Source organism: Dermacoccus sp. Tok2021 (genome assembly GCF_019895135.1).
Lineage (GTDB): Bacteria > Actinomycetota > Actinomycetes > Actinomycetales > Dermatophilaceae > Dermacoccus > Dermacoccus abyssi.
Window position 1 is genome coordinate 1 of the sequence record NZ_JAGTHU010000015.1, and the last position, 23,619, is coordinate 23,619.

A 23,619-nucleotide genomic window follows, 5' to 3' on the forward strand; every position below is an offset into this window, starting at 1 on the left:
CCCCGGCCGCCCCGCCCCCCGCCGCCCCCCGGCGCCCGCCCCGCCCCCCCCGCCGCCCCCCCTTCGCTCGGTGCGACACAGCTGCGGGGCGCTCGGCCTCTCATGACGCGCTCCACGGGCCTCGCACGCTCGGCCCGTGGAGCGCGTCATGCTCGGTCTCCCGCAGTCCGCTTCCAGCGTGGTCGCCTTGGTTCCTTCGGCGCGTCTTCTGGCGTGGTCGCGTTCCGGACGGGGGAGTCGTCCGACGGTGTGGCCGGCTCCAGCGCGCGGTGGCATGGAATGCTCTGTTGCCGGGAAAGAGGGTGGGTGACGTGGTGAACGCGGCTGAACTGCTAGCCGCCGCGGTGCGCGACGGGAGACTCGAGCGTTCTCGCGAGGTCACGCGTCAGGCGCGCCCCGACGCGGCGCGCAGCTACCTGTCCGACGGCACCGGGCTCGCGTGGCACGTTCCCTCCGCGCTGCGCAGCCACGGCACCTTCGTCCTCGACGCCGAAATCCCACGGCCCGTGCGTTCAACTCTCGTGCGGCGCTACGGCGTCGACGACCCCGACACCTTCGCCGAACGCTGGACCCGCGCAGAGGCTCTCGCCAAACTCGCCGACCTGCCCATCATCACCTGGCTCAGCCGCCACGGACTCACCGTGCCCGAACACGTCGGCGCACTGCGCGATGTCGGCGAGACCGACTGGAGCACTGAGCGGTTCGGCGACGTCATCGTGACCTTTGCCGTCACCGCACACGCTCAGCGGGCCGACACGAGCGAGGAGCGTTCTCCGGCTGTCGGTGGCACCGTCTAGCCTTGGACGCATTCCAAAAAATCGAGCAGTGCAGTCGAAGGCGCGGCAACGGACGACGAAGGAGAAGGCATGGCGCAGGAGCCGCAGACGGGTGCCACCCCGCCTCGCGTCGGCGTCGTCCTCATGACGATGGGTAACCGCCCCGACGATCTCGAACGGGCCATCTCGTCCCTGAACCAGCAGCGCGGAGTCGAACTCGACATCGTGCTGCTCGGCAATGGCTGGAACCCGGCCGAGAACCCGTGGCCGTTCCCGGCGAACGTGCGCACCATCCACTCGCCGGAGAACCTCGGCATCCCCGAAGGCCGAAACGTCGGTGCGCGGGAAGCCCGCGGCGACTACCTGTTCTTCTACGACGACGACGCCACCCTCCCCACTGACCACGTCCTCGCCGACATGGTGGCCGAGATGGAGAAGCGGGCCGACAACGCCGTCATCGGCCCGCTCGGGCAGGACCCCACGGGAAAGCCGACGCCACGCCGCTGGATTCCGCGCCTCAACGTCAAGAACAACGGAAAGCCCGGCCCGGCCACCTGGTTCCTCGAAGGCATCCACCTCTCGCGCCGCACCGCATTCGATCAGGTCGGCGGCTGGCCTGGGCACTTCTTCTACGGTCACGAAGGCATCGACCTCGCCTGGCGACTCATCGATGCGGGCTGGGTCATCCAGTACGTACCCAGCATCACTGTGAACCACCCGGCCACCTCTCCGGCACGGCACGCCGTCTATTACCGGATGAACGCGCGAAACCGCGTGTGGGTGGCCAAGCGCAACCTACCGGCGCCCCTCGTGCCGCTGTACATCGGTAACTGGGCGGCCATCACCCTGCTTCGCGTCAAGGACAAGGCCGCACTCAAGGTCTGGTTCGCCGGCCTTGCCGAGGGCCTGCGCACCGACGCGGGGGAGCGGCACGTCATGTCGTGGCGCACGGTCGCGAAGCTCACCCGCCTCGGCCGGCCCCCGGTGATCTGACATGAGCGAAACCCACAACGACCACGTCCACGCCGTCGTCACCGGGGCCAAGAGTCGCTCGCACGTGCTCTACATCGCCTCCTACCTTCGCCGCGTCCTGCAGGATCTTTCGGACGCCGGCCGCCTGCGCGTCTCGTTCGTCCCGGCAGCCGCGTTCCTCACCGCGCCCGCGGTCGGTGTCGAGGACGCGCGAGCCCTGCTGCCGGACGACCCACGCCTCTCGCTCGAGGAGGGCATGGCGGGATGGCGTTTCGCCGAGGGCGCGCGGGCCCTCTACGTCAGCGTGGGAACGCCCGGCCTGAAGGCTCTCGTCGCGCTTCGTCGCGCGAACGGCGTGCGCCCCATCCACGTCGTCGTCACCGACGAAGGCATCGGCACCTACGGTTCGTGGACGACTCGCCGTGACGCCATCCGCCGGCAGGGCGCCGCGCCTGTCACGGCCACGCTCAAGGCAGGTCTCATCGCCGCGACGGGCAAGGCGTTGACGTCCGAGCGGTGGCCCGCGTATCGGCGCACCTCCCACGGCTGGGAGGTGACCGAGACCGTGCGTGCGGAGTTCCGCGCCCACACCGAAGGTGCCTCCCGATCGGTGCGTCGCAGCGCCGTCATCCTCACTCAGCCCTTCGTCGATCTGGGGCTCATCGACGAGAAGCGGTACGTCGATCACGTCCGCGGCCTGGTCGCGAGTTGCGCGGACGCGGGACTCGAGCCACTGGTGCGCGCGCACCCTGCTGAGAACGTGCGCCGCTACGACGAGTTCGAGGTCATGCGCTCGCGCGGCACCGCCGAGCTCGATCCGCTCGTCGTCGGCGCCGACGCCGTCCTCGGAGGCCCCAGCACGGCCCTCATCAACCTCAGCGCGATGTTCGGCGCCAACGTCGTCTGGGTGAGCGAACCCTCTCTCACCTTCCTCGACACCGATGTCTCCGAGGCTCAGCGGCAGATCTTCGCGGCGTTCCTCGGTCGACCCGTCCGTCCGGTCGACGTGGCAGCGCGACTCGCGTGAGTACCCGGCCCGACCTCGTCGAACAGTGGGAGCCCGGACGCAGCGTTCCGGTGGCTTCGATCCTCGGCGCTCTTCGTCGGGGATCGGGCGATCCGACGATGGTCGTGCGTCCCAACGCCGTGTGGTGGGGCGTGCACACGCCCGCAGGACCGGCGGCCACCTGGTGGCAGGTCGAGCCCGCGGAGGGGGGCGAGCGCGTCATCCTGCGGGCATACGGAGCGGGCGCGGCGTGGTTCGCGGGCCGTTTGCCCACCATCCTGGGTGAGGCGGACAGCCTCGACGGCTTCGCTGCCCATCACGAGCCCGTGAAGGTCGCCCTTCGCGTGCGTCAGCTCGCCGATTGGCGCATCCCGCGCACGGGCCTCGTCATCACCTCGCTCGTCCCGAGCATCCTCGAGCAGAAGGTCACCGGTCGTCAGGCCTTCGCAGGCTTCCGCCACCTCGTGCGCATGTACGGCACCCCTGTCACGTTCGACCCGGAGGCGCTGCGGGCGGCGGGCCCTCAGACACCGGCCGTCGCTCGCCTCATGGCCGCACCCTCTGCTGCACAGTGGCGACGTATTCCGTCCTGGGAATGGCTGCAAGCCGGTGTCGAGCCGCCGCAGTCACGCACCGTCATGCGTGCCCTCGAGCACGCGGACCGTCTCGAGCAGACGAGCGAGCTGCCGATTGCGGAGGCCCACGCAAGGCTGCGCCTCGTGCCCGGAATCGGTGTCTGGACGGCGGCAAAAGTTGCACAGAGCGCGTGGGGCGACCCCGACGCCCCCACCTTCGCCGACTACCACGTGGCCAAGGAGATCGGGCACGCGCTGCTCGGGCGTGACATCGACGACGTGGGTATGGCCGGCCTTCTCGAGCCCTACCGCGGACACCGCTATCGAGCCGAGCGCCTCATCCTCGCGGCCGCTCCGCGGCGCGAACGTCATGGTGCCCGTATGACGTTGCCCTCACACCTGCCCCAGCGCGCGTGGCGCTGAGGCGCAGCGAGAGACCTGCACGGGTGTCCCCGGCGTCGGGTGGGAGCAGGTCGCCGATCGATCAGGCTGCGAGAACCGTGGTGCGTACCTCGCGCGCAGCTTCGACGTCGCCGACCAGCGCTCTCGCGAGCGGCGCACGCGTCACATTGAGACGCCCGGGGTAGCTGCCCTGAGCCTCGTCCTCGTCGATGAGAAGCACGTCGGCGAAGTCCGCGTAGAGCTTGGCCACCTGCGCCGACGTCATCTCGAGGCCCGCCTGCGACCAGGCGCTGCGCTCGGCGTCACCGTCGCGGCTCGTCGGCAGGCCGACCGGACTCATGACGACGACGCGGGCCGCTGTGCCGCGCAGGGCGTCGCGTACGCCCGGCACCCCGAGCAGCCCCGGCCCGTCGAGCACGGGTGACATCGGGGTGAGCACGACGACGTCGCTGCTGCGCAGCGCGTCCAGCACGCCGGGGGAGGGCGTCGACTGTTCGAGCCCGGCGACTCCGAAGCCCTGCGGTTCGCCCCGGTCGGCATCCCCGAGCCACCGGGCGACGGGGCGGCTGCTGCGCTCTCCGGCCTCGTTCTCCTCGATGACGTGAAGTTCGACGGGCTCGTTCGTCGCGGGAATGACGCGAGCCTCCGCTGCGGGGCTCTGGAGCTGGGCACACGTGGCCGCGGTCTCACCTCGAGCGCGCCAGTAGTTGCGGGCGACGGCGAAGGCGACACTCTCGTCGTCGAGAATCGGCCACTCGCCGGGTGCCAGGCCCAGTTCTGCGAGCGTCGAGGAGACGGTCGACGTGGAGGGGCGCGCGGGTGAGGGCGTGAAAGCGCGCAGTGCGGCGTCCGTGTCCGGGGTGAAGCGCAGACCCGCAACACTGAGGTCCCCCGAGGTATTTGTGATGCAGATCACATCACCCATCGGCGTGTCGATGGTCGACCCCGGCGCGAACAGCCCATGTAGTGCTGCAGCTGACTGGGGACCACTAGATAGGAGCGTGAGTTGCATATTGTCAGTGTGACAGGCGAGGTGGTGGAGGCGCCATTCACCCCCGGGGAGGGGGTTGCGAGCATTCCCGTTCGGCTTGACTCACTCGAATGACATCGATGTAATTGCCATGTCGCGCTTCGCCGTCCCCCTTGTTGTCGTCCCGCTCCGGTGGGGTTGTCACCGCCGGGTGGTATTGGGCCGAAGTTCGCCGAAGTACACCGACGCCTGACCATGGCACCGACGACGAAAGGACGGACATGCAGGAATTCATGCAGTTGATCAGCCTGCACGACGCCCTGGACGACACGGAGGAAATGTCGTGGCAGGAGCGCGCACTGTGCGCGCAGACCGACCCCGAAGCGTTCTTCCCCGAGAAGGGCGGCTCCACCCGCGAGGCCAAGCGTGTCTGCGTCGGGTGTGAGGTTCGCTCCGAGTGCCTCGAGTACGCGCTGGAGAACGACGAGCGCTTCGGCATCTGGGGTGGCCTTTCCGAGCGTGAGCGCCGCAAGCTGAAGAAGCGCGCGGTCTGATCAGGTGACGGCGAGCGCTCGACTCGGCGTCCACGAGCCCCGCGAGGGAACACCCGAGCATCCTTTCGTCACCGCCGTCCTCGTGGCGCGGGACGGACACCTACCGTGGCTTCGCGCCACGGTCGATGCATTTCTCGACCAGTCGCGACAGGCGGACCGCCTCGTCGTCGTCGACGGCACTCCCGATCAGGACATGCGCGAGGTTCTCGCGCGTGAGTTCCCGGAACTACGTGAGGTCGACCTCACTGTCGTCAAGGCGAACCACGAGGAAGCCTTCGCCGGTCTCGTCGACCGGGCCGTGCAGGCCATTCCCGCGCGTGGCAGCGACCACGTCGTCGCGCTGCGCGATCGCCGCCGCGCCCGCCGACGCCCCACCCACCCGAGCGACCGCTACCACTGGTTGTGGCTGCTCCACGAGGACTCCGCTCCGACGCCCGACTCCCTGAAGGCGCTCATGCGCTCGGTGGGTCGAAGCGAGCGCATCGGTATCGCGGGCTGCAAGATCAACGAGCTCGACCGTCCATCCCGTCTGATCAACATCGGTATCGACGTCACGCGCAGCGGGCGTCACGTCGCCCGCACCGTCGAGGGCGAACTCGACCAGGGCCAGCACGACGGGCGCCGTGACGTGCTCGCCGTGTCGAGTGCCGGCATGCTCGTGCGCCAGGACGTCTACCTCGACCTGGGCGGCTTCGATCCCGCGTTCGACGGCGACGGTGACGGTCTCGATCTGTGCTGGCGAGCCCACCTCGCCGACCACGCGGTCGTCGTCGTGCCCGAGGCCACCGCACACCAGGACATCGACTCCGCGCACCTGCTGCGCGTCATGGAGGGCCGCGGGACGCGTATGACGCGTCGCCAGCGCCACAGCATGACGCGCCGCTCGGGTGACCCCGATCGTCCGGCCGCGCACTCGGGCAGCACACTGCGCCGCCACCGTCAGGTCGCCCTCGCGCGGACCTCCACGCTCCGTTTCCCCTTCGCGCTCGCGTGGGCAACGATCTCGTCTGCGCTGCTGGGTGTCGTGCTGCTCCTGCTCAAGCGCCCGCGGTCGGCCGCGTCGGAGTTCGGTCAGGCCAGTGCAGGTCTCGGACTCGGCCGCATCATGGGCGCGCGACGCCGCTTCCGTGGACGTGCCGGCGTGAGCAACGCCCAACTCTCGTCCCTCTTCGTCCCGGCCGAAGCGGGGCGTGCCGCGGCCTGGGACGCCGTGGTCGCCGCGCTGACACCTGGTGGCTCGAAGCCGGTGCACCAGCCGATCTCCACCGAGACGGGCCCGCAGTCCGAAGAGGCCGAGGAAATGCGGACCCGCGGCGGCGTGCTCAAGCGCATCGTGCGCCACCCCGGTCTCTGGGCCGTACTCGTGCTGTTCGGCATGAGCCTGTTCATCTTCCGTGACGCCTTGAGTGACGGCGCTCTTCGCGGCGGTCACGGCCTCGCGGGTGGCGAACTCCTGCCGTACTTCACCTCGCCCGGCGGTGTCTGGCACGCCTGGCGCGACGCCTGGCAGGGCCCCGGTTTCGGGCACGCCGCCTCGTCGGTGCCCTATCTGCCGTTCATCGCCATCGGTTCCTGGTTCGTCTCGCTCCTGCCGGGTGTGGCCGATTCCACCGCGACCGCGACAGCCATCACATGGCTCTTCCTGGCCGCTCCGGCACTCGCAGGGTGGTCGGCCTACCTCGCGGGGCGCGCGGCGACGAAGCTCGCGTGGCCACGAGCTCTGGCAGCCCTCGCGTGGGGCTCTCTCGCCCCGCTCACGGCGGCGCTGCTCGGCGGGCGCCTCGGCCCCGTCATCGCGCACATCGTGCTCCCGCTGGCCCTGGCGGGCATTCTGCGGCTCGGCCGCTCCGGCGCCACCGTCGCCGGCACGGCAGCCACTGCGCTCGCCGTCACGGTGCTCGGGGCCTACACACCGATCCTCCTTCCCGTCCTGGCGATTGCCCTGCTCGTCGTCGCGGTGCTGGGGTCGAGCGCCGCGAAGATCCGCGCGCTCGCCGTGGTCGTGCTCGTACCGTTGTTGCTCGGGCACTGGAGCGTCGAGGCCTTCTCCGACCCGAGCAAGCTCGTCGGCGGCCCCGGGGTCCTGACGGACGGTGACGGCGGCGCGCCGCTGTCCGCGCTCCTGTTCCACCCGGGCGGCCCGGGCTCGACGCCGTTGCTCCTGGCGGTGCCTGTCCTCTTCTTCGGCCTGTGGGGCGCGCTGCGCGGCCGGGGTCACGAACTCGCGCGCTGGGCACTCGTGGTCCTCGCGCTCGTCGCTCTCGCTGCCGCGCTGCTCGCGCCGCGTCACTCCCTTGGCGCGCCCACCGGACTGCACGTGTGGACGGGTGTCCCGGAGCAGGTCGCGGCGCTGTCGATGCTCGCGCTCGCGCTCATCGGCGCAGATCGTGTCCACGGTTCTTCCGAACCCGGAACCCGTTCGGCCACCTCGCGCCTCGGGCGCCTCAGCGTCGTCACGATCGCGCTCGTCATGGGTGGGGTCATCGGTCTGACGGCGTGGAACGCCTCGGCCGGCAAGAACGGCGTCCAAGCCGTGCGCAACCCGGCTCCTGCCATCACGGTGCACGAGGCTGAGTCGGCGCGAGCCGGCATGCTGCTCGACCTCCAGCCACGTTCGGGGGCCGTGACGTTCACCGTTCGCAGCCGCGAGGCCGGCCTGCCCTCGGTCGACCCGACCCAGCCGGCGATGCAGACGCCGACGTCCGTGACCAAGGCCATTGCCGCGCTCGTCGACTCGGGCGCCGGTGAGCGGGCCCAGGCCGGCCAGACCCTACGGGACGCCGGAATCGCCTTCGTCGCGGCCGACCGTCGCGCGCAGGAGTCCGACACGCTGCTCGCTGCCCTCGACTCCGCTGACGGACTCGTGCCGATGGCGACGGACTCGACGGCGTCCCTGTACCGCATCGACGGTGCCGGGGGCGGGCGTGCCGCACGGGTCGTCGTGCGTGACGGCGACGAGCGTCACATCGTCCCCGTGCGCGGCCCGCACGCGCGGGTCTCGACGACGTTGCCGAGCGGTGACGCGCAGCGCAGGCTCGTCGTGAGCGCCGGCAACGACTTCGCCCGTGAGGCCGAGGTGACCCTCGACGGACGCGCGCTCGAGGCGGTGGCCGGCACCCAGATGCCCACTTACAGCGTCGGCGCGGACGGCGGCAAACTCGTCATCGAACCCGGCACGGCGTGGCCGGCCTGGCGCGTGGCCCAGCTCGTGCTGCTCGGGCTCGTCGTGTTCCTGGCCGTTCCGTTCGGGTCCGCGCGCGGACGCGGGCGTCAGTGAGGCAGGGGAGGACATGAGCGCACAAGGAATCGCGCGCGGGGTCGTGCTCGCCGCCGCAGCAGCGGGCATGGTGTGGACGGCTCACGCGGCTCCGGTTCGCACGAGCACGGGCGAGCGCCTCGCGACGACGACGAGTGCCGTCGAAGCGGCCTCGCTCGTCTGCCCCGGGGGCGCCGGATCGAACGGCTCCACCGAGGTCAACGCGACGTCGTCGCCTGAGTCCCTCACGCCGTTCGCGCGGCAGGGCGGCGGAGCGAGTGCACGCCTCGAGTCGTCTTCCGACCCGAAGGCGATGTCGCTCGAGCGAGGCGGCGCGACCGTCACCGAGATGAAGGGTGGGCCCCTCGTCGTCGAGGCAACCGGCGGCATGGCTCCTGGTTTTGCCGCAGCTCAGATCAGCGGCGGCGACGGGAAGTCGCCACTCGTCGCACGCACCTGTGCAGCTTCCCTCAACGAGGCGTGGATCCCGGTGGGGCAGAAGGGTTCCTCACGCCTGTCGACCCTCGTGCTCGTCAACAGCGGTTCGCACGGTGCCACGGTCGACATCGACGTCAGTTCACGCGACGGCGACATAGCCGGTGCCGCCATCACGGACAAGGCTGTCCCCGCGCACTCGCGCGTCGAGGTCAACCTGCCGACCGAGGCCAAGAACCACGACGGTGTCGTCGTCCACGTGCGTAGCGAGAGCGGTGCCGTACAGGCCAGCGTGCGGGACAGCGCGAGCTCGGGTTCGACCAAGGGTGAGGAACTGACGGCCCAGTACGCCGTGCCCGGCACGACTCAGATCGTCCCTGCGGCGCCCGTGACGGACGGCAAGACCAGCGTTCGTCTGGCGGCCCCGGCCGGGCGCGGCGCCGTCGTCAAGCTGTCGGCTCTGTCGACCCAGGGCGAAGCGTCGAAGGACCGTGTCGTCTCCGTGCCGCGCGGCCGGACCCTCGACGTGTCGCTGGACGGTTTGAAGGGGTCGACCGTCGCGGTGCGAGCCACGTCTGAGGCTGAGATCGTCGCCGCAGCCACCGCTCCTGCGGCCTCGGGCTCCTCGGCGGACTTCGCGTGGGCCCAAGCCGCGCCGGACATCGGACCGGCGGCCGGCACGGCTCTACGTGGCGCGGGGACCGGGGGAGATCTCGTGCTCGCAGCCAGCGCTCCGCAGGTGCGGGCGACCGTCGTCGTGACGACGAAGGACGGCAAGAGCACAGCCCAGCACGTCGACGTGCGCGACAACGCGGCTCGACGTATCTCCGTTCCGAAGGACGCGAGCGTGTGGGTGACCGCGCCGACGAAGCAGGGCGAATCCCACCTTCATGCGGGAATCGTGCTCCGCACCGGCTCCAAGTCCTCGGATCGCATCACGACGCTCACCCTCACGGCTGCGCCGTGGATGCGCGAGCAAACCGCACTCGTCGCCCGCTGATCCGCTCATCCCGCCCGGCTGATCGCCGGTCGGACCTGTGGGCCGTCGTGGGTCAGCGAGCTGCGAGCCACTGAGCGTAGGTACGTCCACCGCGCTTGGCCTGTTCGCCCGGCAGATTCGTGCCACGGGCGAAGGAGCGCAGAACACCTCCGAGCGTTGGCACTTGCACGGACCGAACGGGTCGGCGGCTCTCGAGGTGAGCTGTCAGTGTGGAGAGTTCACCGAGCGAGAAGGTCTCCGGTCCGGCCAACTCGAGCGGCGTCGCAAGACTCGTGCGAATGAGGGCGACGTCCACGAGCTTGCGCGCCACCCATTCGGGGTCTACCGGGCTGACCCGGACGCGGGATTCGGCTCCCGTGAGCCGTGCCGCGGCGCCGCTCACCACCTCGTGGGCGAGGGTGTGGAACTGGGTCGCTCGCACGATCGACGCGCGCCCCGACCAGGACTCGGCGAGGTTCTCGGTGTCTGCCTTCGTGCGGTAGTAGGCCAGCGGGTTGTTCCAGCACCCCACGATCGAGGGCAGGACGAGGTGGGCGCCGGGTGCCCAGGCGTCGAGAGAACGCAGGAGGTTACGTGTTCCGTCGCGGTCGACTCGGGCATTCGACGGATCCGTGGCGCAGTGGATGACCGCCCCCACGCCCGGAAGTGCCTCGTCGAGGCCCGCCCCTGTCAGGATGTCACCGACCGCGCAGGTCACGTCGGTGATCGGGGTGCGGTGGACGAGCGCTCGCACCGGGATGGACGAGGCGCGTAGTTCCTCCACCACGGCGCGGCCGAGAACGCCCGAAGCACCCGTCACGAGAACCGGTGCGCGTCCGACGCCGAGCACGTCGGGGGGCAGGATCGGGGCAGCGGTGGGGGTCGTCGTCACAGGTCGTCCTCGTCGTCCAGGGAGCGGCCCAGCAGGCCCGCGAGTTGGGTGCGCACGACGTGTTCGATGAGGGCCTCACGCTCGACCCGGTCGCGTGCGCGTGTCTGAATGGGAAGGCGGTAGAGGACCATCCGCGCCCGATGGCGACCGTCGGCGGGGAAGGCGCGCCCGAGCGGCACTGAGTCCTCCCACGAGCTCGGGTCGGACGGGGGAACCTCTTCGACGCCGATCTCGATGTCGGCGACGCTGACCGACCAGCGCGATTCGCACACCTCGACAGCACGCAGGACGGCGTCGTCGAACGCGGCCGAACGCGATCTCATGGACGGAGTCGCGGGCCAGGCCAGAGGCCCCCTGTAGCGGCGCTCGTGCCGGTCGCGACGGGGCGCGCCCGGGGCGGAGGAAGCGTCGAGGCCGGGCTGTCGGCCAGGGCGCGCTGCTTTGTTCCTCACCGCGTCAGCGTATCGAAGGGCACCTGATCGCGGGCGGGGCCCGACCGGGCGTGTCCCGGTCGCGGCAGACGGGGGCAGCCACCCACTGGCGTAACCTTGTGCAACGTGACGTTGACCAGACAGTGCTCGCGATCCGCCTGCTCGAAGCCCGCCGTGGCGACGCTCACCTATGTCTACGCGGATTCGACGGTCGTCCTCGGCCCCCTGGCCACCTACGCCGAGCCGCACACGTACGACCTGTGCGCCGATCACGCTCAGCGTCTCACCGCGCCGCGAGGTTGGGACATCGTGCGCCTGGCCGTCGACATGACCCCGCCGGAGCCCACACCGGACGACCTCGTGGCGCTCGCCGAGGCCGTGCGCCGCGCCGCGGCTCGCCCACCGGCCGAGCCCGAACCGGAGCCGGTGCGCAAGCCCGCCCGTGCCGCCCGGGCCGAGGACCCTGCCTTCCTCTCGACGGCCTCACGCCGTCGTCACCTGCGCGCGCTGCCCGATGCCACGGACGACGACGCGTCCACGGAAGCGGGCGACGACGGCCGGTAGGATCGTCGGCGTGAACGCCCCCGTACTCAACGACTTCATCAAGGCCTACGACGTTCGCGGCCTCGTGCCCGAGCAGCTCTCGCCGGCCGTCGCGCGCGAACTCGGCGCCGCCTTCGCGCAGATCGTGGCCCGCCCCGAAGGAGCCGAGGGCGTCGTCGTCGGCCACGACATGCGCCCGAGCTCGCCGGAGCTGTCTCGAGCCTTCGCCGAGGGCGCCACCTCGTACGGCATCGACGTCACTCTCATCGGCCTGTGCTCGACCGACGGCCTGTACTACGCCTCCGGTGCTCTCGGCATCCCCGGCGCGATGTTCACCGCGAGCCACAACCCCGCGCAGTACAACGGCATCAAGCTGTGCCGCGCCGGCGCGCGCCCCGTCTCGCTTGAGACCGGCCTCGCCGAGATGCGTGACCTCGCCCAGTGGGCACTCGATCGTGGCACGGCGGTTCCCTTCGACGGCGAACCCGGCACGATCGACGAGCGCGACATGCTCGGCGACTACGCCGCCTTCCTGCGTTCCCTCGTCGACCTGTCCGGCGGACGCCCGCTCAAGGTCGTCGTCGACGCCGGAAACGGCATGGGCGGCCACACCGTGCCCGCGGTCCTCGGCACGGATGCGGGGCTCGACGAGCTTCCGCTCGAGATCGTCCCGCTCTACTTCGAACTCGACGGCACGTTCCCCAATCACGAGGCCAACCCGCTCGAGCCCGCCAACCTCGTCGACCTGCAGAAGGCCGTCGTCGAGCACGGCGCCGACATCGGTCTGGCTTTCGACGGTGACGCCGACCGATGCTTCGTCATCGACGAGAACGGTGACGCGGTGACGCCGTCGGCCGTCACGGCGCTTGTTGCCCAGCGTGAGATCGCGAAGGAGGTCGCCAAGGGCACCCGCGCTTCGGACGTCTCGGTCGTCGCGAACCTCATCAGCTCGCGCGCCGTCACCGAGGTCATCACCGAGAGCGGGGCGAAGCCGGTGCGCACGCGCGTCGGCCACTCCTTCATCAAGGCGCAGATGGCCGAGCACGACGCCGTCTTCGGCGGGGAGCACAGCGCGCACTACTACTTCCGCGACTTCTGGTTCGCCGACACGGGCATGCTCGCGGCGATGCACGTGCTCGCCGCGCTCGGTGAGCAGGAGGGGACGCTCTCGCAGCTCGTCGCCGAGTACGCCCGCTACGAGGCCTCCGGCGAGATCAACTCGACCGTGAGTGACGCCATCGCCGCCACTGGCCGCGTTCGCGAGTGGGTGGCCTCCCACGGCGAGTACACCGAGGACGGCATGGACGGCGTCACCTTCGTCCACGAAGGCGGTGACAGCGATCCGATGTGGTGGCTCAACCTGCGCGCCTCGAACACAGAACCTCTGCTGCGCCTCAACGTCGAGGCAGCCGACCGTGCAACGATGGAGCGCGTGCGCGATGCCGCGCTCGCCGCCGTCCGAGAAGGAGAAGCACAGTGAACCGAGGCGTCACGATCGAACCGTGGCTGCGTGAGATCCTGCGCTGCCCGGTCACGCACAGTGAGCTCGTCGACGGCGTCGACGACGGTGGCGAGCCCGTGCTCGTCGCCACCGAAGCCGACGCCGAGCGCGGTGGCCGGTTGCAATACCCGATCCGCGACGGCATCCCCGTGTTCCTCGTCGACGAGGCCACAGTTCTGCCCACCGAGGCTTGACCGGCCCACCTGGTACCTACGGCGAGACCGCTACCCGAATCGGGAAGCGGTCTCGCCGCGTGCTGTGCATGGTGTCGGGCGCGTGGCTCAGAGGCGGACGTCGTCCTCGGCGAGCCAGCGCTGCACGGTCGACTCCGCGGGTGCCGGAGCCTCGATGACGTGCGGGACGAAGCGCGCACCGCCGTCCGTGATCGGGCCGTCGGTCTCGCGGATGCCCATGCCGGCCGCGTGACCGTCGACCACCCAGGCTCCGATGACGGGCCGGTTGCCGTCGAAGTCGGGCAGCGGCCACCACTGCTGGTAGCAGAACGACTCGTCGTGTTCCTGGCCGCCGTGCGTCCAGTCGCGACCCTCCGCGTGGACGCGGATCGAGGCGCCCTCACGGCCGAAGAACGGCTTCGCGACGTACTCGCGCAGGTCGCGCGGGGAGTCGAGGTAGGCCGGAAGCAGGTTGGGGTGGCCCGGGTAGAGGTGCCACAGCGCCGCGAGCAGCGCCTTCGTCGAGAGGGCCGAACGCCACAGCGGCTCGATCCAGCGCACGCCGGAAGTCTCGATGTGGGCGCCGAAAGGCTCGACGAGCAGGTCCTCCCACGGGTACAGCGCGTAGCAGACGTCGATCGGGCGCGACTGACCGTCGACGAAGCGGCGCGAGTCGACGTCGAGGCCGACGTCGGACAGGTCGAACAGGCTCGTCGTCGCGCCGGCCTGATCTGCGGTGTCCGCCAGGTAGGCGAGCGTGGAAGCCTCTTCGACGAGGTGGAGCAGCCCCGCGAAGTGAAGGTCGTCCTGCCCAGCGGCGACGCGCTTCTTCCACGCACCGACGAGCCTTTCGTGGATCGAGTTCCACTGGTCTAGTTCGGGGAAGTTCGCCTCGTGCCAGGACCACTGGGACACGGCCGACTCGACGAGCATCGTCGGGGTGTCGCCGTTGATCTCGAGCATCTTGGGGGTGCCGTCGCCGGCGAGGCACAGGTCGAAACGGGCGTGTGAGCCCGGATCACCCTCCTCGAGACTCGCCAGGAGCCGCCGGGTCGAGCCCTCGGGCAGGCACAGACGCCGGTCGTCGTACGTCGTGAGCATCCACGTCGCGGCGCTCAGGCACATGCCCCACAGTTCGTCCGTGGCCGCCTCGAGCCGGTCGATCTCGGCGGGGGAGAAGGAGTAGTAGGCGCTGTCCGTCCAGTACGGCACGTCGTGGCCGTCGACGGTCTCGGACGCCCAGAGCATGCCCTCGGAATCGAGGATGTCGCGGAAGTTCGGGCGCGGCTCGCAGGCCAGGCGCCTCATCCGCCTCCGCCGCCGCCCTTGCCGAAGCCGCCACGCACGACGCTGCCCTTCGACGAGCCGTCGGCGCCCTTGATCTGAGTGCCCTCGCGGACGGAGGACTTCGTCACCTTGCCGCCCTGGGCGTCGAACCCACCGGCGGCGTAGGTGGCGTTCTTCGGAATCGACGTGGCGTAGCTGTCGAGCTTTCCGCCCACCGGGGCGACGCGCTGGCCCGAGCGGTAGAAGACCCATGCGGCGCCGGCGTGATGTCCGGAGCGGCACTCGCTGTCCGGCAGCCGTTCACCCGTGGCCTTGTCGCGGCACACCCCGGCGTAGTCGGCGCCCTTGGACGACGAACATCCGGTGAGGAAACCGGCGGCGAGAACGGTGGTCGTGCCGAGGGCGAGCCCACCCTTGCGCCTGGTCGTCGGCATCCGAATCCTCTCCTTCGAGTAGGACGTCAATGTATCGCGCGATCTAGGCTGTGACGCGCGGATCCCCTCGGGCGTTCCGTCCCCCCCCGAGCGACAGAAGGTGTGACATGCCCTACCTCGACGAGAGCTGGCTGGACGACGCCCGTCACCTCGAACGCTGCGACTCGCGCGACTCCCTGCGGGCGCTGGCCACAGCCGGTGCCCAGGTGCGCGAAGCGATGACGCTGGCCCGTGAGGCGGGCGTGGAGCGCACGGCCGACGGTGAGCGGCCCCGCGCCGTCCTCGTGGGCGCGCTCGGTGGCAGCGCCGTCGTCGCCGACGTCCTCGAGACGTTCGCCCAGCCGGGGGCGCCCGTTCCCGTCATCACCCGACGCGACGTGCCGCTGCCGGGATGGGTCGGCCCCCTCGACCTCGTCGTCGCGGTGAGCCTTTCCGGGCGGGCCGCCGGGCCGCTCGCGCTCGCCTCGGAAGCCGCACGCCGTGGAGCGTCCCTGCTCACCGTCGGGGCAGCGGACTCACCCCTGGCGGATGTGTGTGCGCGGGCCCGCGGTACGCACATCCCGGTCGGGCGCGGGCGCACGTCGAGCCGGACGGCGATGTGGTCGCTGCTCACCCCGGTGCTCATGGCGGCGGGGCACCTCGGCCTCATCGACGTCACGGACAGCCACCTCGAGCAGGCGATCACCCACCTCGACCGTGAGGCTGAGGTGTGCCGCCCCAGCTCCGAGCACTTCGTCAACCCCGCGAAGCTCGCGGCGCTGCAGCTCGCCGGTACCGTGCCCATGGCGCTCGCGGACGGACCCGTCGCCGCTGTTGCGGCCCGCCGCGCCGCGTCGATGTTCGCCCGCACCGCTCGGGTGCCGATGACCTGGGGTGAACTGCCGGATGCGGCCGCGTCTGTCGTTGCGACGCTCGACGGCCCCTTCACGGCCGGTGGCGGTAGTGGCGCGGCCTCGGCCCCTGACGACATTTTCGCCGACCCCTTCCTCGACGCGCCCCGACAGCCCGGGCTCGGGCTGCTCAGCCTCCACAGCGACCCCGAAGGTGCCGTTTCGGACTTGGCCGGCGTTGCTGCGGGCGTTCAGGACAGCGCGTTCGCGGCCGGCGCCACCGTCGTCGAGGTGCACCCCGGCGATGGCCCGCCCATCGCGCGACTGGCCGAACTCGTCCAGAGGGTCGACTTCACCGCCACCTACCTCGCGCTCGGCCAAGGTCTCGACCCGAATGTGTCGCGGCACGTGACGCAGCTGCGCGACCATCTCGGCGACCGTCGGGCATGACGCCCGCGGTCGGCACGGGGCGGCGGGCGTGTCGTCTGCGTGAGGACGGGAACGTCTTCGCTGGTTAGGCTTGGGCGCATGACGAACTTCTCCCGGGCCGAGGTCGCGGCTATGGTCGACCACACCCTGCTCAAGCCCGAAGCGACGGCTGACGACGTCGCGGCGGTGGCCCGCGAGGCCGAGGAGCTGGGCGCCTACTCGATCTGTGTGTCGCCGAACATGCTGCCCGTCGAGACGAGCGTCAAGGTCGCCACCGTCTGCGGCTTCCCGAGCGGCAAGCACACGAGCACGGTCAAGGCCGCCGAGGCCGCCGAGTCGGTCGAGCGCGGCGCTGACGAGGTCGACATGGTCATCGACGTGGGCGCGGCCAAGATGGGCGACTTCGAGGCGGTCAAGCTCGACATCCGCACGGTGCGCGACGCCATCCCGAACGCCGTTCTCAAGGTCATCATCGAGTCCGCTGCCCTCACCGACGACGAGATCCGCGGCGTGTGCGAGGCGGCCGTCGACGCGGGCGCCGACTTCGTCAAGACCTCCACGGGCTTCCACCCGAGCGGTGGCGCCAGCGCCCACGCCGTGCGCCTCATGCGTGAGTGCGTCGGCCCGAACCTGGGCGTCAAGGCCAGCGGCGGCATCCGTGACGCCGCTGCGGCCCGCGAGATGATCGAGGCCGGCGCGTCGCGACTCGGGCTGTCCGGCACGCGCGCCGTGCTCGACGGTCTCGAGGGCGGCTCCGGCGACGCGTCGGCGGCTTCCGCCGAGGGCGCGGCGGGCTACTGATTTCGTATCTGAACGCAACGAAGGGCACCGGCTGAGTCGGTGCCCTTCGTCGTCGGTACGTCGTTGTCCCGGGGTGGACGTGGGGCGGACGCGGGCCGTGCTCAGGCCTCGGTCGGCCGGCGGCGCGGCACCCGCCACTCGACGGCCGTGCCGCCGCGCGGCCTCACCCGCACCGTGCACGAGCCGCCCCACCGCTCGGCGCGCGCGACGAGGTGGGCGAGCCCCGAGCGGCGCTCGACGTGCTCCGGCAGCCCGACGCCGTCGTCCGTCACCTTGAGGCGCACGTCCTCGCCGACGTCGAGCGCCACCCGTACCGCCGACGCTCCGGCGTGCCGGGCGGCGTTGCTCAGTGCCTCGCGCACCACGGCGAGAATGTCCATGACGAGGGTGTCGTCGAGCGTCCAGTAGTCGCCGCCCACGGCGACCGACGGCATGAACCCGAGCGCGTCGCTGCCCTGCTGAGCCAGCTGGTCGATGCTGCGGGCCAGCGCGAGCGCGACGCCTCCCTGCTTGAGGTCGAAGATCGCGCGACGCACGTCCGTCACCGTCTCGTCGAGGTCGGTGACCACGGCGTCGAGCTTCTCGGAGGCCACGGTGTCGCCGACGAGCGGCATGACGCTCTGCACCCGCATGCCGGCGGCGAAGAGGCGTTGGATGACGTGGTCGTGCAGATCCTGGGCGATCCTGTCGCGGTCCTCGAGGATGGCCACGCGCTCGGACTCCGCGTGCTGGTGGGCGAGGAGCGTCGCGACGGACAGGCGGTCGGAGAGCATCTGGCCGACCGCCTCGAGCGGTTCCGGCGCGATCGAGAGAAGCGCCCGGTCCCACGCGATGAGCAGCAGACTGGGGGAGGCCTCCTCGGCAGTCACCGGCACGAGCAGCGCCGAGCGCTTGGCGTCGTCGACGAGCGCGGCTGCCTTGGCGCCGGAGAGGAAACGGGCATCCGGGCGCAGCGCCAAGTCGTCGGCCAGGTCTTGGCCGAGGCGCTCCGTCATGCGATGCACGGGAACGTACTCGACGTGGTCGGCGGTGAGGATGGAATCGAAGCGCTCGACGACAGCCGGCCACGCCTGCTTGGGCGGCAGCTTCGCAAGCAGGGCGACGGCCTCGGCCGCGGCCCTCTGCCAGCGTTCACGGGCCTCTGCCTCGGCGAGCGTGCGAGCGTGCGCGATCGCGGAGGCGGCCGCCGCGGCGAGGGCCTCGAGCACTCGCTCGTCGCGGTTGCTGAACTGATTCGCCGAGCGCTTGTTCGTCAGATAGATGTTGCCGTAGACCTGCCCACGGATGACGACGGGGCAGCCGAGAAAGGAACTCATCGGCGGGTGGTTGGGCGGAAACCCGACGCTCTCGGGGTGACGGCTGATGTCGGCCACCCGAAGGGTGTGCGGCTCGTGGATGATCGTGCCGAGGACGCCCTTGCCGTGCGGCCCGTCGCCGATCAGCGCGGCCGTTTCGGCGTCGATGCCGTGGAGGACGAGGTCCTCGAAACCGCCGTCGGCGTCGAGGATGCCGAGCGCGCCGTACTCGGCGTCGGTGAGGTCGACCGCCGTTTCGACGAAACGGTGGAGCAACGGTCGCAGCGCGAGGTCCTTGCTCAGGTCGATGACGGCGGTGAGCAGCGCGTCGTCGGGGGAGGGGCTGCGATCGTCGTCGCGCGGGCTGCGGGGCGAGGCGGGCTGCGATGCAGTGACCATGCACGCGAGTCTAGGGGCGCCAGGTGTGACGAGCGGCTCCCCGCAGACTTCGCCGCACACGTCCCCTCCGGGGCGACGGGCGTCCACAATGGGGGCATGGCTGTTCGTGTCTATCTGCTCGACGATCACGAGATCGTGCGCCGAGGGCTCGCCGAGCTCCTTTCCACCTCCGGGCGTTGTGAGGTCGTCGGTGAGAGTGGGAGCGCCGCCGAGGCGATCCGTCGTATCCCCGCTGCGCGCCCGGACGTCGCGATCCTCGACGGCCGTCTGCCCGACGGCACGGGCATGGAGGTGTGCCGCGCGGTACGCAGCGTGGACGAGAACATCCGCTGCCTCATCCTCACGTCCTACGACGACGACGAGGCCCTCCTCGCGGCGATCCTCGCGGGTGCGAGCGGCTATGTCCTCAAGCAGGTGCGCGGCGCCGACCTCGTCGAGACGATCGAACGCGTCGCCGCAGGTGAGTCGCTGCTCAAGGGGGAGGACGCCGACCGCATTCGCGCGCGCCTGACCGGCGAGGACGTCATGCTGCGCCCCGAGCTGGCCGCGCTCACCGACCAGGAGAAGCGTGTGCTCGACCTCATCACGCAGGGCTTCACGAACCGTCAGATCGCCGGGCGCCTGCACCTGGCGGAGAAGACGGTGAAGAACTACATCACGAGCCTCCTGTCCAAGTTGGGGCTCGAATCGCGCACCCAGGCCGCGGTGCTCATGGAGCGCCTGCGCCACCCGCACGACTGACCTGCGCGCGAGCCGGTGTGACGCCGGTCTCGCCAGTAACGACGCGGATTTTCGCGTGCTGCGGCCGATTGGCGTCGGGGTCTAAGGTTGACCTCATGGCCCACTACGACCTCGTCATCATCGGTACCGGTTCCGGTAACCCCCTCGTCACGCCGGACTTCGCGGACAAGAAGGTTGCCATCATCGAGAAGGGCGTCTTCGGGGGTACGTGCCTCAACGTCGGGTGCATCCCGACGAAGATGTTCGTCCAGGCCGCCGAGGTGGCCCGCAGCGCACGCGAGTCCTCGCGCCTCGGTGTCGACGCGTCCGTGCAGCACGTGCGCTGGAGCGACATCCGTGAGCGCGTGTTCGGGCGCATCGACCCGATCGCGCTCGGCGGACGCGAGTACCGCGAGCGCGGCTCCGAGGACGGCAACACCACCGTCTATTCAGGCCACGCACGCTTCACGGGCGACCACAGCCTGCGCGTCGACGGCTACGACGAGGAGGTCACCGGCGACCAGATCGTCATCGCCACAGGTGCCCGCCCGGTCATCCCCGCGGTCATCACCGATTCGGGCGTGCCGTACGAGACGAGCGACACCGTCATGCGGATCGCCGAGCTGCCCTCGTCGTTGGTCATCGTCGGTGGCGGTTTCATCGCGCTCGAGTTCGCCCACGTCTTCAGCTCACTCGGCGTCGACGTGACGATGGTGCTGCGCGGCGAGCGCGTTCTGCGTCACGCGGACGACGACGTGAGCCAGACCCTGACGAACGCCGTCGAGAACCAGTGGACGCTCGTGCGCAACGCCGAGCTGACGTCGGCCGGCCACGGAGCCGACGGCGTCGAACTCGCGCTCTCGGACGGCCGCACCGTGAACGGCGATCTGCTTCTCGTCGCCACCGGCCGCCGACCGAACACCGACGACCTCGGCCTGGAGAACACCGGCGTCGAGGTGCGCCCCGACGGTCGCGTCGTCGTCGACGAGTACGGCCGCACCGGCGTGGACGGCGTGTGGTCGCTCGGTGACGCGAGCTCGCCGTTCCAGCTCAAGCACGTCGCCAACGCCGAGGAACGCTGCGTCGCGCACAACCTCGTCCACCCGAACGACCTCCGTCCGTTCCCGCACGACGTGGTGCCGAGCGCGGTCTTCACCCACCCGCAGGTCGCCACGGTCGGCATGAGTGAGGCGCAGGCGCGCGCCGCAGGCCACGACGTCACCGTCAAGGTGCAGGCCTACGGCGCGACGGCCTACGGCTGGGCGCTCGAGGACACCTCCAGCATCTGCAAGGTCATCGCCGACAAGGAGACGCGCAAGCTGCTCGGTGTCCACTTCGTCGGCCCCGACGCCTCGACGCTCATCCAGCCGGCGATCCAGGCGATGTCGTTCGGTCTGGCTGCCGACGAGATGGCGCGCGGCCAGTACTGGATTCACCCGGCCCTCACCGAGGTGCTGGAGAACGCCCTCCTGGGCTTGGAGTTCCCGCCCCACGACGCCTGATCCCGCTCACCGTCACGACGAGCGCTGCGAGGACGCCCGCGCAGCACAGGGCGGTTGTGGCTCGCCACAGATCCGGCAACCAGATCATGAGTTGCCGACGATCGTGTCCGAGCGCGCGGGGTGCGTACCAGGCGGCGCTCGCCAGCAGCGCGGAGGCGACGGAGAACCCCCAAGCCCAGGCGCGGGTATGTCGACGTATGCGCCCGCCGAGCCGCGTCAGTCGAGCCCACGTGGCTGCACCGAGCACGAGAAGGACCGCCAGCGCGCTCAGTGCCCACGGCGACCACCAGAGCAACGGGTCAGGCCCGCTCCGGTAGGCGTCGCGGCCGGCGAGCGTCCGGGCCACGTCGTAACCGAGACCTGCCTGGCCGGGGCGAGCGCTTCGGAATAGCCACGTCCGAGGACGATGACCGCACGGTGCTGTTCCGGCAGCATGACGACGTGGGCGAACGTACCGGGCGTCGCTCCGGTGTGTTCGACGACCCGCGGGCCGTCGCCGTCGAGCAGGCCTGCGCGCCAACCGAATCCGTAAGACAGAGGTTCGCCTGTGGGGGTCGAGCCCTGCGCGCCAGTCGCCGTAGTTTCGCAGGCACCACGGTGTCCGAACGCGGGGCAGCCGGCAGAGCAGATGCCGCACCGGGCCGGAGCAAGCCCACGGTGAGTGCGAGGAGGAGGAAGGGGAGTGCCAGCAATCGCCATTTAAATATGCGCATATTTTTATTGTGCACGGGTCGCTACGCTGAGTCCATGCCGAGAACCGCCGACCACGACGCTCGTCGCACGCAGATCATCGATGCGGTGCGTGGCCTCGTCGCCAGTGACGGGCCCGAGGCCGCGACGATGAGCCGCATCGCGGCGAGTGCGGGTGTCTCGGTGGGCTTGGTGCAGCACTACTACGCCTCCAAGGACGTCCTGCTCGCCGACGCCTACGACCGAACCCTGCAGGTACAGCAAGGGCGGATCGAGACGCTCGTGGCGAGCGAGGAACAGGCGCGGGGGCGGATCGAACACATGGTGCTTGGCGCCCTGACACAGTTCCTTCCGCTCGACCCCGATCGCCGAGACGAGACGATCCTCTTCGACCACTTCAGTTCCGTGGCGCTTCGACAGCCGAGCCTGCGCGAGGCGTGGCAACGCACGGACGACGTCCTGCTCGCACGGCTGCGTGAGGCCGTTGTCAACGCCGAGGAGTGCGGGGAGGCGCGAGAGGGCGTCGACCCGGACGACGAAGCGCGGCGCCTGCTCGCGGTGACCCGAGGTCTCGCTCGAACGCTCCTTCTGCGTGACGACGCCCACGAGGTCGCCCGGGTGCGTCGAGTTCTGGCCCAGGAATGCGCTTCGACGTTCCCGAACCCTTGTCGGCAATACGGGAGCTGACGTTCGTGGGGGTGGCTTGTGGACCGTAGGCTGCTCGTATGAGTGACTCTTCGGGCGGCAACAAGGCGATCTTCGCGGCCCTGGCGGCCAACCTCGGCATCGCCGTGACGAAGTTCATCGCCTGGATGCTCACCGGCATGAGTTCGATGCTGGCCGAGGCCATCCACTCGGTGGCCGACTCGGGCAACCAGATCCTGCTGCTCGTCGGCGGCAAGCGGGCCCGCAAGGATGCCGACGAGTTCCACCCCTTCGGTTACGCGCGGGAGCGCTACGTCGCGGGCTTCGTCGTCAGCATCGTCATCTTCAGCGTCGGCGGCATGTTCTCGCTCTACGAGGCGTACGAGAAGTACCACGAGATGTCTCTGCCGGACGCGCCGCACCCGGGCACCCACGAGAAGTGGTGGTGGGTTCCCATCGTCGTGCTCGTCGCCTCGATCCTCATGGAGGGTCGCTCGCTCATGACAGCGGTGAGCGAGGCCAAGAAGGAGAAGGGCGATCAGTCCTGGGGCTCGTTCCTGCGCAATGCCAAGAGCCCCGAACTCCCGGTGCTCTTGTGCGAGGACTCGGCTGCCGTGGCCGGTTTGACGTTCGCGCTCTTCGGCGTCAGCCTGGCGGTGTTCACCGAGAACGGCATCTGGGACGCCGTGGGCGCCGGGCTCATCGGTCTGCTCCTCATCGCCGTCGCGGCGTTCCTCTTTCGCGAGACGCGTTCCCTGCTCCTCGGTGAGGCAGCCCGCCCGGAGACGGTGCGCGAGATCCGTAGTGCCATCGAATCCGCCGACGGAATCGAGCGTGTCATTCACCTCAAGACCTCCCACCTCGGCCCGAACGAGCTTATGGTGGCGGCCAAGATCGCCATCGACCCGCAGGCGCGCGGTGCGGAGATCGTGCGCTCCATCGACGCGGCGCAGCAGGCCGCCCGGCGCGTCGATCCCGACCTGCAGATGCTCGTCTACCTCGAGCCCGACGTCGATACCGGCGGGGACGCGAGCGGCGGCATCGGGCACGTCACGTCAGCCCAGCGCGAGAACGCTCCGGGGGAGTGGCACGTCGGCCCTTCGCGACCCGACGACCGATAGG

General features: G+C 70.3%; 22 protein-coding genes. 16 read left to right on the forward strand and 6 right to left on the reverse strand.

Going from position 1 to position 23,619, the window contains the following annotated elements; genetic code table 11:
* Positions 1-311 precede the first annotated feature (311 nt).
* The 4 genes from K9D12_RS09690 to K9D12_RS09705 all read left to right on the forward strand — a co-directional run bounded on the left by K9D12_RS09690 (position 312) and on the right by K9D12_RS09705 (position 3,752).
* Positions 312-797: a hypothetical protein gene (locus K9D12_RS09690; RefSeq protein ID WP_129664523.1), complete on the forward strand. Its 486-nt coding sequence runs from the start codon at positions 312-314 to the stop codon at positions 795-797.
* A 69-nt stretch (positions 798-866) separates the two neighbouring features.
* On the forward strand, positions 867-1,769 hold the full coding sequence (locus K9D12_RS09695) for a glycosyltransferase family 2 protein (protein ID WP_047311890.1): 903 nt from the start codon (positions 867-869) through the stop codon (positions 1,767-1,769).
* Between the two features lies 1 nt (position 1,770).
* The gene (locus tag K9D12_RS09700) at positions 1,771-2,775 is read left to right on the forward strand and encodes a hypothetical protein (protein WP_223060109.1); all 1,005 of its coding nucleotides are present in this window, start codon (positions 1,771-1,773) and stop codon (positions 2,773-2,775) included.
* Positions 2,772-3,752, forward strand: a complete 981-nt coding sequence (locus K9D12_RS09705; protein ID WP_129664520.1) for a DNA-3-methyladenine glycosylase — start codon at positions 2,772-2,774, stop codon at positions 3,750-3,752. Before K9D12_RS09700 ends, K9D12_RS09705 begins: the two co-directional genes overlap by 4 nt.
* A gap of 61 nt (positions 3,753-3,813) precedes the next feature.
* Here K9D12_RS09705 and K9D12_RS09710 read toward each other — a convergent pair whose 3' ends face one another.
* Positions 3,814-4,656: a 2-phospho-L-lactate transferase CofD family protein gene (locus K9D12_RS09710; protein WP_223060110.1), complete on the reverse strand. Its 843-nt coding sequence runs from the start codon at positions 4,654-4,656 to the stop codon at positions 3,814-3,816.
* A 338-nt stretch (positions 4,657-4,994) separates the two neighbouring features.
* On the opposite strand from K9D12_RS09710, the gene K9D12_RS09715 reads away from it, so the two are divergent.
* The 3 genes from K9D12_RS09715 to K9D12_RS09725 are packed head-to-tail and all read left to right on the forward strand — an operon-like array spanning position 4,995 to position 9,946.
* Positions 4,995-5,255 carry a WhiB family transcriptional regulator gene (locus K9D12_RS09715; RefSeq protein WP_182434746.1) on the forward strand — a complete coding sequence of 87 codons (261 nt, stop codon included), beginning with the start codon at positions 4,995-4,997 and terminating at the stop codon, positions 5,253-5,255.
* A 4-nt stretch (positions 5,256-5,259) separates the two neighbouring features.
* Positions 5,260-8,532, forward strand: a complete 3,273-nt coding sequence (locus K9D12_RS09720; protein WP_223060111.1) for a glycosyltransferase — start codon at positions 5,260-5,262, stop codon at positions 8,530-8,532.
* Between the two features lie 13 nt (positions 8,533-8,545).
* Complete coding sequence (locus K9D12_RS09725) at positions 8,546-9,946, forward strand: DUF5719 family protein (RefSeq protein WP_223060112.1); 1,401 nt, start codon at positions 8,546-8,548, stop codon at positions 9,944-9,946.
* Positions 9,947-9,998: 52 nt separating this feature from the next.
* On the opposite strand, the gene K9D12_RS09730 is transcribed toward K9D12_RS09725, so the two are convergent.
* Together K9D12_RS09730 and K9D12_RS09735 are read right to left on the reverse strand one after the other, a co-directional pair.
* Positions 9,999-10,817, reverse strand: a complete 819-nt coding sequence (locus tag K9D12_RS09730) for an NAD(P)H-binding protein (RefSeq protein ID WP_223060113.1) — start codon at positions 10,815-10,817, stop codon at positions 9,999-10,001.
* Positions 10,814-11,140 carry a metallopeptidase family protein gene (locus tag K9D12_RS09735; protein ID WP_047311896.1) on the reverse strand — a complete coding sequence of 109 codons (327 nt, stop codon included), beginning with the start codon at positions 11,138-11,140 and terminating at the stop codon, positions 10,814-10,816. Before K9D12_RS09735 ends, K9D12_RS09730 begins: the two co-directional genes overlap by 4 nt.
* A gap of 234 nt (positions 11,141-11,374) precedes the next feature.
* Here K9D12_RS09735 and K9D12_RS09740 point away from each other — a divergent pair, with 234 nt between their 5' ends.
* The 3 genes from K9D12_RS09740 to K9D12_RS09750 are packed head-to-tail and all read left to right on the forward strand — an operon-like array spanning position 11,375 to position 13,486.
* On the forward strand, positions 11,375-11,812 hold the full coding sequence (locus tag K9D12_RS09740; RefSeq protein WP_047311897.1) for a DUF3499 domain-containing protein: 438 nt from the start codon (positions 11,375-11,377) through the stop codon (positions 11,810-11,812).
* Between the two features lie 10 nt (positions 11,813-11,822).
* Positions 11,823-13,271: a phosphomannomutase/phosphoglucomutase gene (locus K9D12_RS09745; protein WP_223060114.1), complete on the forward strand. Its 1,449-nt coding sequence runs from the start codon at positions 11,823-11,825 to the stop codon at positions 13,269-13,271.
* Positions 13,268-13,486, forward strand: coding sequence for a Trm112 family protein (locus K9D12_RS09750; RefSeq protein WP_047311899.1), 219 nt, complete (start codon positions 13,268-13,270; stop codon positions 13,484-13,486). The genes K9D12_RS09745 and K9D12_RS09750 overlap by 4 nt, the downstream gene beginning before the upstream one ends.
* Positions 13,487-13,573: 87 nt before the next feature.
* On the opposite strand, the gene K9D12_RS09755 is transcribed toward K9D12_RS09750, so the two are convergent.
* Positions 13,574-14,773, reverse strand: a complete 1,200-nt coding sequence (locus K9D12_RS09755; protein ID WP_129664509.1) for a glutathionylspermidine synthase family protein — start codon at positions 14,771-14,773, stop codon at positions 13,574-13,576.
* On the reverse strand, positions 14,770-15,186 hold the full coding sequence (locus tag K9D12_RS09760) for a hypothetical protein (RefSeq protein ID WP_052947033.1): 417 nt from the start codon (positions 15,184-15,186) through the stop codon (positions 14,770-14,772). Before K9D12_RS09760 ends, K9D12_RS09755 begins: the two co-directional genes overlap by 4 nt.
* 107 nt (positions 15,187-15,293) lie before the next feature.
* Between K9D12_RS09760 and K9D12_RS09765 the strand changes: the two genes are divergently transcribed.
* Positions 15,294-16,466 carry an SIS domain-containing protein gene (locus tag K9D12_RS09765; protein ID WP_047311901.1) on the forward strand — a complete coding sequence of 391 codons (1,173 nt, stop codon included), beginning with the start codon at positions 15,294-15,296 and terminating at the stop codon, positions 16,464-16,466.
* Between the two features lie 78 nt (positions 16,467-16,544).
* Complete coding sequence (gene deoC, locus K9D12_RS09770; RefSeq protein ID WP_223060115.1) at positions 16,545-17,246, forward strand: deoxyribose-phosphate aldolase; 702 nt, start codon at positions 16,545-16,547, stop codon at positions 17,244-17,246.
* 101 nt (positions 17,247-17,347) lie between these two features.
* Here the strand turns inward: deoC and K9D12_RS09775 are convergent, their stop codons facing one another.
* Complete coding sequence (locus K9D12_RS09775) at positions 17,348-18,940, reverse strand: GAF domain-containing sensor histidine kinase (RefSeq protein ID WP_223060116.1); 1,593 nt, start codon at positions 18,938-18,940, stop codon at positions 17,348-17,350.
* A gap of 96 nt (positions 18,941-19,036) precedes the next feature.
* Between K9D12_RS09775 and K9D12_RS09780 the strand changes: the two genes are divergently transcribed.
* From K9D12_RS09780 to K9D12_RS09795, 4 genes are all read left to right on the forward strand, one after another.
* On the forward strand, positions 19,037-19,681 hold the full coding sequence (locus tag K9D12_RS09780) for a response regulator transcription factor (RefSeq protein WP_047311904.1): 645 nt from the start codon (positions 19,037-19,039) through the stop codon (positions 19,679-19,681).
* A gap of 95 nt (positions 19,682-19,776) precedes the next feature.
* Positions 19,777-21,162 carry a mycothione reductase gene (gene mtr, locus K9D12_RS09785; RefSeq protein ID WP_223060117.1) on the forward strand — a complete coding sequence of 462 codons (1,386 nt, stop codon included), beginning with the start codon at positions 19,777-19,779 and terminating at the stop codon, positions 21,160-21,162.
* 747 nt (positions 21,163-21,909) lie between these two features.
* Positions 21,910-22,539 carry a TetR/AcrR family transcriptional regulator gene (locus tag K9D12_RS09790; protein ID WP_223060118.1) on the forward strand — a complete coding sequence of 210 codons (630 nt, stop codon included), beginning with the start codon at positions 21,910-21,912 and terminating at the stop codon, positions 22,537-22,539.
* Positions 22,540-22,577: 38 nt separating this feature from the next.
* Entirely contained in the window at positions 22,578-23,618 is a 1,041-nt protein-coding gene (locus K9D12_RS09795) for a cation diffusion facilitator family transporter (RefSeq protein WP_047311907.1), read from the forward strand.
* Position 23,619 lies beyond the last annotated feature (1 nt).